14 protein-coding genes are annotated in these 13,185 nt (G+C 64.7%); all 14 read left to right on the top strand.

Features of this window, described 5'->3' with window-relative positions; all coding sequences use genetic code 11:
• Positions 1-96 precede the first annotated feature (96 nt).
• The 14 genes from ACJ7IV_RS16170 (at position 97) to atpD (ending at position 13,174) form a co-directional block, all read left to right on the top strand.
• Complete coding sequence (locus tag ACJ7IV_RS16170; protein ID WP_483865229.1) at positions 97-768, top strand: amino acid ABC transporter permease; 672 nt, start codon at positions 97-99, stop codon at positions 766-768.
• 13 nt (positions 769-781) lie between these two features.
• A complete protein-coding gene (locus ACJ7IV_RS16165; RefSeq protein ID WP_483865228.1) occupies positions 782-1,549 on the top strand; it encodes an amino acid ABC transporter ATP-binding protein in 768 nt (255 codons plus the stop codon).
• Positions 1,550-2,093: 544 nt separating this feature from the next.
• Positions 2,094-3,998 (top strand): tRNA uridine-5-carboxymethylaminomethyl(34) synthesis enzyme MnmG, encoded by a 1,905-nt coding sequence (gene mnmG, locus ACJ7IV_RS16160; protein ID WP_483865227.1) that lies wholly within the window; start codon positions 2,094-2,096, stop codon positions 3,996-3,998.
• Positions 3,995-4,645 (top strand): 16S rRNA (guanine(527)-N(7))-methyltransferase RsmG, encoded by a 651-nt coding sequence (gene rsmG / locus ACJ7IV_RS16155; RefSeq protein WP_483865226.1) that lies wholly within the window; start codon positions 3,995-3,997, stop codon positions 4,643-4,645. Before mnmG ends, rsmG begins: the two co-directional genes overlap by 4 nt.
• 31 nt (positions 4,646-4,676) lie before the next feature.
• Entirely contained in the window at positions 4,677-5,447 is a 771-nt protein-coding gene (locus tag ACJ7IV_RS16150; RefSeq protein WP_161431915.1) for a ParA family protein, read from the top strand.
• Between the two features lie 36 nt (positions 5,448-5,483).
• A complete protein-coding gene (locus ACJ7IV_RS16145; RefSeq protein ID WP_483865225.1) occupies positions 5,484-6,404 on the top strand; it encodes a ParB/RepB/Spo0J family partition protein in 921 nt (306 codons plus the stop codon).
• A gap of 176 nt (positions 6,405-6,580) precedes the next feature.
• Positions 6,581-6,982 (top strand): ATP synthase subunit I, encoded by a 402-nt coding sequence (locus tag ACJ7IV_RS16140; RefSeq protein WP_483865224.1) that lies wholly within the window; start codon positions 6,581-6,583, stop codon positions 6,980-6,982.
• A gap of 7 nt (positions 6,983-6,989) precedes the next feature.
• Positions 6,990-7,817, top strand: a complete 828-nt coding sequence (atpB, locus tag ACJ7IV_RS16135) for a F0F1 ATP synthase subunit A (RefSeq protein WP_483865223.1) — start codon at positions 6,990-6,992, stop codon at positions 7,815-7,817.
• A 77-nt stretch (positions 7,818-7,894) separates the two neighbouring features.
• On the top strand, positions 7,895-8,122 hold the full coding sequence (gene atpE / locus ACJ7IV_RS16130) for a F0F1 ATP synthase subunit C (RefSeq protein ID WP_023006402.1): 228 nt from the start codon (positions 7,895-7,897) through the stop codon (positions 8,120-8,122).
• Between the two features lie 76 nt (positions 8,123-8,198).
• A complete protein-coding gene (locus tag ACJ7IV_RS16125) occupies positions 8,199-8,669 on the top strand; it encodes a F0F1 ATP synthase subunit B (RefSeq protein ID WP_195688662.1) in 471 nt (156 codons plus the stop codon).
• 11 nt (positions 8,670-8,680) lie between these two features.
• On the top strand, positions 8,681-9,217 hold the full coding sequence (locus ACJ7IV_RS16120; RefSeq protein WP_483865222.1) for a F0F1 ATP synthase subunit delta: 537 nt from the start codon (positions 8,681-8,683) through the stop codon (positions 9,215-9,217).
• 16 nt (positions 9,218-9,233) lie between these two features.
• Positions 9,234-10,778: a F0F1 ATP synthase subunit alpha gene (atpA, locus tag ACJ7IV_RS16115; protein ID WP_483865221.1), complete on the top strand. Its 1,545-nt coding sequence runs from the start codon at positions 9,234-9,236 to the stop codon at positions 10,776-10,778.
• 71 nt (positions 10,779-10,849) lie between these two features.
• On the top strand, positions 10,850-11,731 hold the full coding sequence (gene atpG, locus ACJ7IV_RS16110) for a F0F1 ATP synthase subunit gamma (RefSeq protein ID WP_483865220.1): 882 nt from the start codon (positions 10,850-10,852) through the stop codon (positions 11,729-11,731).
• Between the two features lie 66 nt (positions 11,732-11,797).
• Positions 11,798-13,174 (top strand): F0F1 ATP synthase subunit beta, encoded by a 1,377-nt coding sequence (gene atpD / locus ACJ7IV_RS16105; RefSeq protein WP_483865219.1) that lies wholly within the window; start codon positions 11,798-11,800, stop codon positions 13,172-13,174.
• Positions 13,175-13,185: the final 11 nt, after the last annotated feature.

Genomic DNA, 13,185 nt, shown 5'->3' with positions numbered 1-13,185 from the left:
CCGATATCGTCGCCCTGTGGGCGGCGCGAGAGTCCGCGGGGCCGGGCAGTGTGACTACCCGGCCCCGCGTCGTTCAACGCTCCCGGAGAACTCCTCGTGGACGTGACGTTTCAATTCGACTGGGCGGCCGCCTTCAGCTCGATACCCCACCTGTTGCCGGGCGTTCCCTGGACGCTGCTGATCTCCTTCGGTGGCCTGGCCATCGGCTTCGTGATCGGCATCATCTTCGGCCTCATGCGCATCAGCCCGCTCTTCTGGCTGCGCCTGCCCGCCATCTTCTATATCGAGGTATTTCGCGGCACCCCCATCCTGGTGCAGGTGCTGTTCATCTTCTACGGCCTGCCACAGATCCTCGGCGAGCCGATCAACGCACTGACCGCAGGGATCGCCGCCATCGCCGTCAACTCGGGCGCCTATATCTCCGAGGTGGTCCGCGGCGGTGTGCAGTCCATCGAACGCGGCCAGCGCGAGGCCTCGCTCTCCCTGGGCCTGTCTCGTACCCAGGCCTTCCGCTACGTGATCTGGCCCCAGGCCCTGCGCCGCATGATCCCGCCACTGGGCAACCAGGCCATCATCAGTATCAAGGACACCTCGCTGTTCTCGGTGATCGGTGTGGGCGAGCTGGTACGCCAGGGGCAGATCTATATCGCCACCACCTTCACCGCCATGGAAGTCTACCTGATGGTGGCACTGCTCTACCTGGCCATCACCTGGACCCTGTCGATCCTGCTGCGCCAGCTCGAGCGTCGCGGCCTGGTCGGCCAATAAGGGAAGCCCACGCATGACACAGAACGAGAACCCGACCACGGCCATCGTCCGCATGGAGAAGGTCAACAAGCACTTCGGCAAGCTTCACGTACTCAAGGATATCGACCTCGAGGTGATGCCCGGCGAGGTGGTGGTGGTCATCGGCGCCAGCGGCTCGGGCAAGTCGACCCTGATCCGCTGCATCAACGGCCTGGAAGAGTTCCAGTCCGGGCACATCGAGGTGGACGGCAATGAACTTACCCCTCACGGCAAGAGCGGCCGCGCCCTGCAGAAGATCCGCACCGAGGTGGGCATGGTGTTCCAGCAGTTCAACCTCTTCCCCCATCTGAGCGTGCGCGACAACGTCACCCTGGCCCCCATGAAGGTGCGTGGCTGGAGCCAGGAGGATGCAATGGAAACCGCCGAACGCCTGCTGGAGCGCGTCGGCATTTCCGACCAGGCCGACAAGTACCCGACCCAGCTCTCCGGTGGCCAGCAGCAGCGCGTCGCCCTGGCCCGCGCCCTGGCCATGGAGCCGCGGCTGATGCTGTTCGATGAACCCACCTCCGCTCTGGACCCGGAGATGATCGGCGAGGTCCTCGACGCCATGCGTGAGCTGGCCCGAGAAGGCATGACCATGATCATCGTCACCCACGAGATGGGCTTCGCCCGCGAGGTGGCCGATCGGGTCATCTATGTCCACCAGGGGGAAATCGCCGAGGAGGCAGCTCCCGAGACGATCTTCGATCGCCCGACCGATGAGCGAACCCGCAGCTTCCTCTCGCGGGTACTCAAGCACTAGCAGAGGCATCAGGATCGACTCCATCATGATGAAAAAGGGCCCTGTCGCGTTGCGGCAGGGCCCTTTTTTCGTCTGTGGACAGAATTTTTTTTCGATACCCCGGATTCAGGCTACGGGGCCCATGCTGGAGGGGCTCGTGGATAAATACCCCAGTTGTTCACAGCCGCGGGCACAAGCCTGGTACCCATCGGTGGACAAGCGGTGCAGCGCCGGAGTTGTGGACAAGGTGGCATTCCATCCACAGGTTCGCGACCGCTAGTCCGCAGGCTGTCGTCCCTTTGTCCTGTGCTTGGTCAACAACGTAAGCTACTGAAGAAAATGGCAGGAAATGACTTATCCACGGTTTTTGTCCACACCAGTAGTTACAACCACAACAGAACTTCTTTATTTATATACTGATATTAATTGATAGGTCAGGAGGGAACGAGCCTGGTTGGAAACACGTGTGGAAAACCCTGACGATTACCCACAGGAGGTTTATACTGCCGGGCTGATTTCACCCTCTGACAGAAAGACAGGCGCCGCGGCGCCAACGAGGTGCACCTTGGATTACCCCGACCGCTTCGACGTCATCGTCATCGGCGGCGGCCATGCGGGAACCGAAGCCGCCCTGGCCGCCGCTCGCATGGGCTCACGTACCCTGCTTCTGACCCACAACATCGAGACCCTCGGCCAGATGTCCTGCAATCCGGCCATCGGCGGCATCGGCAAGAGCCACCTCGTGAAGGAAATCGATGCCCTGGGTGGTGCCATGGGCCTGGCCACCGATCTCGGCGGGATCCAGTTCCGTGTTCTCAATGCCCGCAAGGGGCCCGCGGTTAGGGCCACCCGCGCCCAGGCCGACCGGGTTCGCTACAAGGCCGCGATCCGCGGCCTGCTGGAGAACCAGCCCAACCTGACGCTGTTCCAGCAGGCCGCCGGCGACCTGATCGTCGACAACGACGAGGTACGGGGCGTGGTCACCGAGACCGGCATCCGCTTCCTCGGCGAGACCGTGGTGCTGTGTACCGGAACCTTCCTCGGTGGGGTGATCCATATCGGGCTCGACAGCACCCGCGGCGGGCGCGCCGGCGACCCGCCCTCGAACCGCCTGGCAGAACGGCTGCGCGCCCTGCCGTTCCGTGTCGATCGCCTCAAGACCGGTACTCCGCCTCGCCTCGATGCCAGGAGCCTGGACTTCTCGCAGCTGGAGGAGCAGCCGGGAGATACCCCCACCCCGGTGATGTCGTTCATGGGCAATCGCGCTCAGCATCCCCGCCAGGTGAGCTGTCACATCGCCCACACCAACGAGCGTACCCACGAGATCATCCACGCCAATCTCGACCGCTCGCCGATGTACTCCGGGATGATCGAGGGGGTGGGGCCGCGCTACTGCCCCTCCATCGAGGACAAGGTGCACCGCTTCGCCGACAAGACGAGCCACCAGGTCTTCATCGAGCCCGAGGGGCTCGACACCCACGAGCTCTATCCCAACGGCATCTCCACCTCGCTGCCCTTCGATGTGCAGTTGCAGGTAGTGCGCTCCATGCGCGGACTGGAGAATGCCCATATCACCCGACCCGGCTACGCCATCGAGTACGACTTCTTCGATCCGCGGGACCTGCGGCACTCGCTGGAGACGAAGTTCATCGCCAACCTCTTCTTCGCGGGTCAGATCAACGGCACCACCGGCTACGAGGAGGCAGGCGCCCAGGGGCTGTTGGCGGGACTCAATGCCGCTCGCCGGGCACAGGGGCTCGACTCCTGGTGCCCGGGTCGCGACGAGGCCTATCTCGGCGTGCTGGTGGACGACCTGATCACCCTGGGGACGAAGGAGCCCTACCGCATGTTCACCTCCCGGGCCGAGTACCGCCTGCTGCTGCGTGAGGACAACGCCGACCTGCGCCTCACCGAGGCTGGCCGCGAGCTGGGGCTGGTCGACGACGCCCGCTGGGCGGCCTTCAGCGAGAAGCGCGAGGCCATCGAGCGCGAGAGCGCCCGACTCAGGGCTAGCTGGGTGCAGCCAGACAGCCAGGCGGCCGCCTGCATCGCCGAGAAAACCGGCAAGGCGCCGGCGCGGGAGTACAGCCTGATGGACCTGCTCAAGCGTCCGGAACTGGGCTATGCCGACGTGGCGGGGCTGCCGGGCATCCCGGGCGAGCCGGTGGCCGACGAGTCGGTGGCCGAGCAGGTACAGATCCAGGCCAAGTATCAGGGCTATATCGATCGTCAGCGTGACGAGATCGCCAAGCTGAAGCGGCATGAGGCCACGACGCTGCCCGTCGATCTCGACTACACCCGGGTCGACGGGCTCTCCCACGAGATCCGCCAGAAGCTCGCCGAGGCACGCCCCGAGACCCTGGCCCAGGCCTCGCGCATCTCCGGGGTGACCCCGGCGGCGGTGTCGATCCTGCTGATTCACCTCAAGAAGCGTCGACTCCTCGACGACCACCAGGTAGCCAGCGCATGACGGCTAGCGCAGACCCCGTGGCCACGCGCCTCGACCAGGGACTCGCGCAGCTGGGCATCGCCGTGGACCCCGAGCAGCGCCGTCGACTGCTCGCCCTGGTCGGGTTGTTGCACAAGTGGAACCGCGCCTATAACCTCACCGCGATACGCTCAGCCGAGGAGATGGTCTCGCGCCACCTGCTGGACAGCGCCGCGGTGCTGCCCTATCTGAACGGTCGCACGCTGCTCGACGTGGGCGCGGGACCGGGCTTCCCGGGGCTGGTGCTGGCGATCCTCAAGCCCGGGCTCGAGGTGACCCTGCTCGACAGCAACGGCAAGAAGGTTCGCTTCCAGCGCCAGGCGGCGCTGGAGCTGGGCCTCGACAACGTGACCCCGGTGCAGGCGCGGATCGAGGCCTTCGAGGAGCGCTATGACCAGGTCATCTCGCGAGCCTTCGCCAGCCTCGGCGACTTCGTCGCGCTGACCCGCGAGCGGGTGGTCCCCGGTGGCCAGTGGCTGGCCATGAAGGGGCCCGCCGTGGACGAGGAGCTTGCCGGACTGCCGGCGGAAGTCACGCCGGTGGCGCGCCATCTCCTCGAGGTACCCTTCGAGGTCGGTACCCGCCTGCTGGTGGTGCTCGAGCGCCGGATGCAAGTCCCGGCTCCCTGACAACCCGCGTTTCCACGCAACGGAGTTGCCCGTGACCAAGATCATCGCCTTGACCAATCAGAAGGGTGGCGTCGGCAAGACCACCACCGCGGTCAACCTCGCCGCCAGCCTGGCGGCCCTGGACCGTCGCGTGCTGCTGGTCGACCTCGACCCCCAGGGCCATGCGACCATGGGCAGCGGCATCGACAAGCATGAACTGGATGGCAGTGTGCTGGAGGTGCTGTTGGGCGAGCGCGATGCCGCCGGGGTGATCCTCGACTGCCCCGAGGCCGGCTATGCCCTGCTGCCGGGCAACGGCGACCTCACCGCCGCCGAGGTGGCCCTGCTGGATCGCGAGGCGGGGCGTGAGCGCTGCCTGGAGAATGCCCTGGCCGGTGTCGCGGACGAATACGACGTGGTGCTGATCGACTGCCCGCCCTCGCTCAACATGCTGACCGTCAACGGGCTGACCGCCGCCCACGGCGTGCTGATTCCTCTGCAGTGCGAGTTCTACGCCCTGGAGGGGCTCTCGGCGTTGCTCGACACCGTGGAGCAGATCAAGGACAGCGTGAATCCCAGGATCGAGGTCTACGGCATCCTGCGCACCATGTTCGATGCCCGCAACAGCCTGACCCGCGACGTCACCAAGCAGCTGCGCGACTATTTCGGCGAGACCCTGCTCAAGGCCACCATCCCGCGCAACGTGCGGGTCGCCGAGGCGCCCAGCCACGGCCTGCCGGTGACCAAGTATGCGCGCTTCTCGCGGGGCAGCCAGGCTCACCGGGTGCTGGCCAAGGAACTGATTCGGCGCCTGTCGCTGTAATCCCTGTTGTGCAACATCAGTGATGAGGGAATGTCGATGACGCGTAAACGCGCCCTGGGACGAGGCCTGGATGCCCTGATCGGTGGCAATGCCCGCCGCCGCGAGAGCCTCGACCTGCCCGAGGTGGAGCTCGCCGACGGTGAGGCGGCGGCCAGCAACCCCGCCAGCGAACCGGAACCGGCCGAGCGCCTCGAGCGCCTGCCGCTGGGCCAGCTCAGCCGCGGCAAGTACCAGCCGCGCCGCGACATCCAGCCCGAGGCGCTGGAGGAGCTGGCCGACTCGATTCGTGCCCAGGGGGTGATGCAACCCATCGTGGTGCGACCGGTGGCCGAGGACCGCTACGAGATCATCGCCGGCGAACGGCGCTGGCGGGCCGCCCAGCTGGCCGAGCTCGACGTCATTCCTGCGGTGATCCGCGAGGTCAGCGACGAGGTGGCCCTGGCCCTGGCGCTGATCGAGAACATCCAGCGCGAGAACCTCAACCCGGTCGAGGAGGCGATGGCCCTCAAGCGCCTGCTGGAGGAGTTCGAGCTGACCCAGCAGCAGGTGGCCGATGCGGTGGGCAAGTCCCGGACCCAGGTCACCAACCTGCTGCGCCTGCTGGCCCTGGACCCCGAGGTGCAGACACTGCTGGAGCGTGGCGACCTGGACATGGGCCACGCGCGCGCCCTGCTCGTGCTTTCCGCCGCCAAGCAGCGCCAGGCCGCCCATGAGGTGGTCAATCAGGACCTCACCGTGCGTGCGACCGAGGCGCTGGTGAAGCGCCTCGCCGAGGGGGCGCCCAGAAAGGCGGAGCCGACACCCCCGAGCCCTGACGTCGCGCGACTGGAGACCCGCCTGGGCGAAGTCCTCGGTGCACCGGTCAAGATCCAGCATGGTCGCGGCGGTAAAGGGCGCGTGACCATCCGCTACGCCAGCCTCGATGAACTGGATGGCATTCTGGAACATATCCGCTAGGTGATCTGGCATGATGCGCGTCAAGCTGTCGACAATTTCTGCACCTTTGGTCGAAAAGTGATCGGAAATCACGTCGAAAGCGTGGCGCCTCAGTTGAAGCGCCGGGGGGGCTTCCCTATAATCCGCGGTGGTTTTGGCCTTGCGCCTGGCCCGATCAAGGGAGCGGCGAGAAGACGATGAGACACCCCGTCACCCGCCGGCGTACCATGGGCTGGCGCCTGCTGCGACTGGAAGTGCTGGGCGTCTGCGTCGTGATCGTGGCGGCGACCCTGATCGGCGGCGTCGAAGCGGGGAAATCCGCCCTTTCGGGTGCTCTGGTCGGGCTGATTCCCCAGGCATTCTTCGTCTGGAGAAGCGGTCAGGCACGCGGCGGCCGACAGGCGCAGCGGTTCGTGATGAACCTTTATCGTGCGGAAGCAGGCAAGTTCGGTTTGACGGTGGCACTGCTGGCAATGGTCTTCGTGGCCGTGCCCCCCTCAAACCCGATTTCTTTCTTCAGCGCATACGTGGCGACCCATCTCATGCCCTGGCTGGCACCCTGGCTCAGGCGCGAGCGGTCGACCCCTCAACCGAGGTGATCTTCGCATGGCAGCAGGCAGTGATAACACGGCGGCTAACTACATACAGCACCACCTCCAGAACCTGACTTTCGGCCACCACCCCGAGAATGGCTGGTCGTTGGCACATGGTGCCGAGGAAGCTCGCGAGATGGGCTTCTGGGCCATCCACCTGGACACCATGGGCTGGTCCATCGCCATGGGCGTGCTGTTCATCTGGTTGTTCCGCAAGGCCGGCAAGATGGCGACCACCGGTGTGCCTGGGCCGCTGCAGAACGTCGTCGAGATGATCATCGAGTTCGTCGAGCTCACCGTGCGCGGTGCCTTCCATGGCCGTAACCCGGTGATCGCGCCCCTGGCGCTGACGCTGTTCGTCTGGATCTTCCTGATGAACCTGCTCAAGCTGGTGCCGGTGGACTATGCCCCCGAGCTCTTCGCCCGCCTCGGCATCGAGTACATGAAGCTGGTACCGACCACCGATCCCAACGCCACCCTCGGCATGGCCATCGGCGTATTCGGCCTGATCATCTACTACAGCCTCAAGGTCAAGGGCGTGGGTGGCTTCGCCAAGGAGCTCTCGCTGACCCCCTTCAACCACTGGTCGCTGATCCCCTTCAACCTGGTGATGGAGGTCATTGGGCTGCTGGTCAAGCCGCTCAGCCTCGGCCTGCGTCTCTTCGGCAACATGTTCGCCGGGGAAGTGATCTTCATCCTGATCGCCCTGCTGCCCTTCTGGGTGATGTGGACCCTGAACGTGCCCTGGGCCATCTTCCACATCCTGGTCATCACCCTGCAGGCCTTCATCTTTACCGTGCTGTCTGTCGTCTACCTGAGTCAGGCCCACGAGCACCACTGAAGTCGATACCCTTGCAACACCCTTAACCTCAACCCTCAACCCTTAACCCCTAACTACTCTCAATCAGGAGCACTACCATGGAACTCGTCTATATCGCTGCCTCCCTCATGATCGGCCTGGGCGCTCTGGGTACCGGCATCGGCTTCGCCATCCTGGGCGGCAAGCTGCTTGAGTCTACCGCTCGCCAGCCGGAGCTGGGCGACCAGCTGCAGACCAAGACCTTCCTGATGGCCGGCCTGCTCGACGCCGTGCCGATGATCGGCGTTGGTATCGCGATGTACCTGATCTTCGTCGTTGCCGGCTAATACATGACAGCACCGAGCGCCATGCGCTCGGTTTGCTTGTTTCCGGTCAACACGAACCTGTCAGAGGTACCGCCCCGTGAATATCAACATGACGCTGATCGGGCAGACGATCGCCTTCGCGATCTTTGTCTGGTTCTGCATAAAGTACGTGTGGCCGCCGATCAGCAATGCGCTTCATGAGCGCCAGAAGAAGATTGCTGACGGCCTGGATGCGGCCAGCCGTGCCTCGCGTGACCTGGAGCTAGCCCAGGAGCGCGCCGAGCAGACGCTGCGCGAGAGCAAGGAACAGGCTTCGCAGATTCTCGAGCAGGCCAACAAGCGTTCCTCCCAGATGGTCGAGGAGGCTCGCGAGCAGGCCCGTGTCGAAGGCGAGCGCATCGTCGCCTCCGCCCGCGCCGAGATCGAGCAGGAAGTCAATCGCGCCAAGGACGAGCTGCGTGCCCAGGTGTCCAGCCTGGCGGTCACCGGTGCAGAGCGTGTCCTGGAAGCCTCCATCGACGAGAAGGCCCATCGCAAGCTGCTCGACAAGCTTGCGGCCGAACTGTGAGGAGGTGATCCATGGCGGAACTGTCTACCGTTGCCAGGCCCTATGCCAAGGCGGCGTTCGAGTACGCACGCGATCACCAGACGCTGGATACCTGGTCCGACTGGCTGAGCAAGCTGGCCATGGTGGTAACCAACCGCGAGGCGCTCAAGCTTCTCTCCAGCCCCAGGCTCGACACCGAGCGCAAGGTGGCCATGGTGGCCGAGCTGGCGGAGGTCGACCTCGATGAGGCGGCCGCCCGTTTCCTCGCCACCCTGGGCGAGAAGGGGCGTCTGCCAGCACTGGCCGCGATCCGCGAACAGTTCGAGACGCTGCTCGCCGACCACGAGAAGCGCGTCGACGTTACCGTGGTGTCGGCCTACAAGCTCACCAAGGCCCAGCAGGACAAGCTCTCCGGCGCGCTCAAGAAGCGCCTGAATCGCGAAATCTCCATTACCACTCAGGTGGATCCCGAGCTTCTCGGTGGTGTCATCCTGCGTGCCGGCGACACCGTCATCGACGGGTCGGTGCGTGGTCGATTGAACCGCCTTTCCGAAGCCCTTTCCGCCTGAGTCTGAGGGACATGGCATGCAGCAACTGAATCCTTCCGAGATCAGCGACATCATCAAGCAGCGTATCGAGAAGCTTGACGTCGCATCCGAAGCCCGCAATCAGGGCACCATCGTCAGCGTTTCCGACGGCATCGTGAAAGTGCACGGCCTCGAGGACGCGATGTTCGGTGAAATGATCGAGTTCCCCGGCAGCATCTTCGGCATGGTGCTCAACCTCGAGCGCGACTCCGTGGGCGCCGTGGTGCTGGGCGACTACCTGCAGCTCGAAGAGGGCATGACCGCCCAGTGTACCGGTCGTATCCTCGAGGTGCCGGTGGGCCCCGAGCTGTGCGGTCGCGTGGTCGACGCGCTGGGTAACCCCATCGATGGCAAGGGCGATATCAACGCCAAGCTGACCGATGCGGTAGAAAAGGTCGCCCCCGGCGTCATCACTCGTCAATCCGTTGACGAGCCGATCCAGACCGGCTTCAAGTCCATCGACGCCATGGTGCCGATCGGTCGCGGCCAGCGTGAGCTGATCATCGGTGACCGTCAGATCGGCAAGTCGGCTATCGCCATCGACGCCATCATCAACCAGAAGGGCACCGGGGTAACCTGTGTCTACGTGGCCATCGGTCAGAAGCAGTCGACCATTGCCAACGTGGTGCGCAAGCTCGAGGAGCACGGCGCGCTGGAGCACACCATCGTGGTCGCCGCCGGTGCCGCCGACCCGGCCCCGATGCAGTTCCTGGCGGCCTACTCCGGCTGCACCATGGGCGAGTACTTCCGCGACCGCGGCGAAGACGCGCTGATCGTCTACGATGACCTCTCCAAGCAGGCCGTGGCCTATCGCCAGGTCTCCCTGCTGCTGCGCCGTCCGCCGGGCCGTGAGGCCTTCCCGGGCGACGTCTTCTACCTCCACTCCCGCCTGCTCGAGCGTGCCGCGCGCGTTAACGCCGACTATGTCGAGAAGTTCACCAACGGCGAGGTGAAGGGCAAGACCGGTTCGCTGACGGCCCTGCCGATCATCGAGACCCAGGGTGGTGACGTCTCGGCGTTCGTTCCGACCAACGTGATCTCGATCACCGACGGTCAGATCTTCCTCGAGACCGACCTGTTCAACTCGGGCATCCGTCCGGCGATCAACGCCGGCCTCTCGGTCTCCCGTGTGGGTGGTTCGGCCCAGACCAAGATCATCAAGAAGCTCGGCGGCAGCGTGCGTCTGGCCCTGGCCCAGTACCGCGAGCTGGCGGCCTTCGCCCAGTTCGCCTCCGACCTGGACGAGGCTACCCGCAAGCAGCTGGAGCACGGTCAGCGCGTCACCGAGCTGATGAAGCAGAACCAGTACTCGCCGATGTCCGTGGCCGAGATGGCCCTCTCCCTGTATGCCGCCAACGAGGGCTACCTGGAGGAGGTCGAGGTCAACAAGATTCTGGACTTCGAGCGTGCCCTGCGTGACTTCATGAAGGCCGAATACGCCGAGCTGCTCGACAAGATCAACCAGACCGGCGACTACAGCAGCGAGATCCAGGATGCACTGAAAGAGGGTCTCGAGAAGTTCAAGGCCACTCAGAGCTGGTAATGCCGTTGGCCTGCCCCGCCTGCGGGGCGGGCCCTGGAGCTTACTGAGTGCCACGAACGGAGTAGATCGCTATGGCAGCTGCAAAAGAGATACGCACCCAGATCGGGAGCATCAAGAACACGCAGAAGATCACCAGCGCCATGGAAATGGTCGCGGCGTCGAAGATGCGCAAGGCCCAGGACCTGATGAAGGCCAGCCAGCCCTATGCGCGTCAGATCCGCAACGTGGTCGCGCATGTCGCCGATGCCAATCCGGAGTACCGTCACCCGTGGATGGTCGAGCGCGAGGTCGAGCGCGTCGGTTACATCGTGGTGTCCACCGACCGCGGCCTGTGTGGCGGCCTGAACGTCAACCTGTTCAAGTCCGTGGTCAAGGACGCCAGGGCGTGGCGTGACCAGGGGGCCGAGCTCGACTTCTGTGCCCTGGGCAGCAAGGCCGCTACCTTCTTCCGCAGCTACGGGGGCAACCTCGTCGCCGCGAAGAGTGGCCTGGGCGAGGCGCCCGAGGTCGAGGACCTGATCGGCAGCGTGAAGGTGATGCTGGATGCCTACGACGAGGGCAAGCTGGACCGCCTGTGCGTGGTGTACAACGAGTTCGTCAACACCATGACCCAGAAGCCGGTGGTCCGTCAGCTGTTGCCCCTGTCCCCCGATATGGGCTCGCAAGCGAACGACGAAGAAGACAAGCGTCCCGGTAGCTGGGACTACCTGTATGAGCCGGATGCCAAGGCGCTGCTGGACAGCCTGCTGGTGCGATTCGTCGAATCGCAGGTGTACCAGGCGGTGGTCGAGAACGGGGCCTGCGAGCAGGCCGCGCGGATGATCGCCATGAAGAGTGCCACCGACAACGCCGGCAATCTGATCGACGACCTGGAGCTGGTGTACAACAAGGCCCGTCAGGCGGCCATTACCCAGGAAATCTCCGAGATCGTCGGTGGTGCCGCCGCCGTATAAGCGCCAGGGAGGCCATGGCCCTCCCGGCATGCAGGTTTCATTTTCAGGTATTTGAGAGGAACCAAGATGAGCGGACGTATCGTACAAATCATCGGCGCGGTGATTGACGTAGAGTTTCCGCGGGACAATGTTCCCAAGGTCTACGACGCGCTGAGGGTCTCGAATGTCGAGACCGTGCTCGAGACCCAGCAGCAGCTGGGTGATGGCGTGGTGCGCACCATCGCCATGGGCTCCACCGAGGGCCTCAAGCGTGGCATGGACGTCACCAACACCGGCGCGGCCATCTCCGTGCCGGTGGGCAAGGCGACGCTGGGCCGCATCATGAACGTGCTCGGCGAGCCCATCGACGAGGCGGGCGAGATCGGCGAAGAAGAGCGCATGCCGATCCACCGCAAGGCACCGGGCTACGCCGACCAGGCGGCCTCCAACGAGCTGCTCGAGACCGGCATCAAGGTCATCGACCTGGTCTGCCCGTTCGCCAAGGGCGGCAAGGTCGGCCTGTTCGGCGGCGCCGGTGTCGGCAAGACCGTCAACATGATGGAGCTGATCCGCAACATCGCCACCGAGCACAGCGGCTACTCGGTGTTTGCGGGCGTGGGCGAGCGTACCCGTGAGGGTAACGACTTCTACCACGAGATGACCGAGTCCAACGTCATCGACAAGGTATCGCTGGTCTACGGCCAGATGAACGAGCCGCCCGGCAACCGCCTGCGTGTGGCCCTGACCGGCCTGACCATCGCCGAGAAGTTCCGCGATGAAGGCCGCGACGTGCTGCTGTTCGTCGACAACATCTACCGCTACACCCTGGCCGGTACCGAGGTCTCCGCCCTGCTGGGCCGGATGCCCTCCGCGGTGGGTTACCAGCCGACCCTGGCCGAGGAGATGGGTGTGCTCCAGGAGCGCATCACCTCCACCAAGACCGGCTCGATCACCTCCGTGCAGGCCGTCTACGTGCCCGCGGATGACCTGACCGACCCGTCGCCGGCGACTACCTTCTCGCACCTGGACGCCACCGTGGTACTGGCGCGCTCCATCGCCGAGCTGGGTATCTATCCGGCCATCGATCCGCTGGACTCCACCTCGCGTCAGCTCGACCCGCTGGTCGTCGGCGAGGAGCACTACAACACCGCCCGCGGTGTGCAGAACGTGCTGCAGCGCTACAAGGAGCTCAAGGACATCATCGCGATCCTGGGCATGGACGAGCTGTCCGACGAGGACAAGCTGGCCGTGTCGCGGGCGCGCAAGATCCAGCGCTTCCTGTCGCAGCCGTTCTTCGTGGCCGAGGTGTTCACCGGGTCGCCCGGCAAGTACGTGTCCCTCAAGGACACCATCCGCGGCTTCCAGGGCATCCTCGACGGCGAGTACGACGAGCTGCCGGAGCAGGCCTTCTACATGGTCGGCACCATCGACGAGGCCGTCGAGAAAGCCAACCAGATGAAGTAATCCCGTCTACC

The organism is Halomonas sp. C10-5, assembly GCF_057169305.1.
The sequence above is the reverse complement of the archived record's forward strand: the minus strand, read 5'-3'. Positions and strand labels throughout refer to the sequence as shown.